The organism is Curtobacterium sp. MCSS17_011, assembly GCF_003224275.1.
Taxonomy (GTDB): Bacteria; Actinomycetota; Actinomycetes; order Actinomycetales; family Microbacteriaceae; genus Curtobacterium.
Genome location: NZ_QKLE01000060.1, coordinates 1 through 959 on the forward strand (window position 1 = coordinate 1; position 959 = coordinate 959).

The 959-nt window shown below is 65.0% G+C and carries 1 protein-coding gene; it reads right to left on the bottom strand.

Annotated elements, in window-relative coordinates:
• Positions 1–945, bottom strand: a 945-nt coding sequence (locus DEJ17_RS17450) for a TerC family protein (protein ID WP_110895678.1), incomplete at its 3' end; no start/stop codon positions are given.
• Between the last annotated feature and the right edge of the window lie 14 nt (positions 946–959).

Sequence of the window (959 nt, forward strand, 5' to 3'; positions counted from 1 at the left end):
GAGGCTCGCCAGCGTCGACACGGCCATCGCGGCGACGATCACCAGCAGGGACACCCACGTGTTGATCTCCGGCGCCCACTCGATGTGGTGGCCGCCGTTCAGGAACGGCAGCTCGTTGTCGTGCAGCGCGTGCAGGACGAGCTTCACGCCGATGAAGGCCAGGATCACGGCGATGCCGTACTTCAGGTAGACCAGGCGCTCGAGCAGTCCGCCGAGCAGGAAGTAGAGCTGGCGCAGGCCCATCAGCGCGAAGACGTTCGCGGTGAACACGATGAAGGGGCTCTCGGTGATGCCGAAGATCGCCGGGATCGAGTCGAGCGCGAACAGCAGGTCGGTGGTGCCGATCGCGATGAGCACGATGAGCAGCGGCGTGAAGTGCCGGACACCGTCGTGGTGGGTGCGGAACTTCATGCCGTCGTACGTGTCGGTGAGGCGGACCCGGCGGCGCAGCAGACGGACGATGAAGGTGTCCTTCTGGTCGTCCTCGTCCTCGCCGCGGAGCTGCTGGATCGCCGTCCAGATCAACCAGGCGCCGAAGATGTAGAAGATCCACGAGAAGTTCTCGATGAGCTGCGCGCCGACCAGGATGAAGATCCCGCGGAGCACGAGCGCGATGATGATGCCGAGCAGCAGCACCTCTTGTTGGATCTTCTTCGGCACCGAGAAGCGCGCCATGATGATGACGAACACGAACAGGTTGTCGATGCTCAGGCTGTACTCGGTCAGCCAGCCCGCCAGGAACTGCCCGGCGGAGTCGCCACCGGCGAAGACCAGCATGAGCACCGCGAAGATCAGCGCCAGCCCGACGTAGATGCCCACCCAGATGCCGGATTCGCGCAGCGTCGGCACGTGCGGGCGACGCGCGACGATGAGCAGGTCGGCGAGCAGGATCGCGACCAGGGCGATCATCGAGCCGACTTCGAACACGACGGGGAGCTCGGGCATGCGGAGCCTTCCTT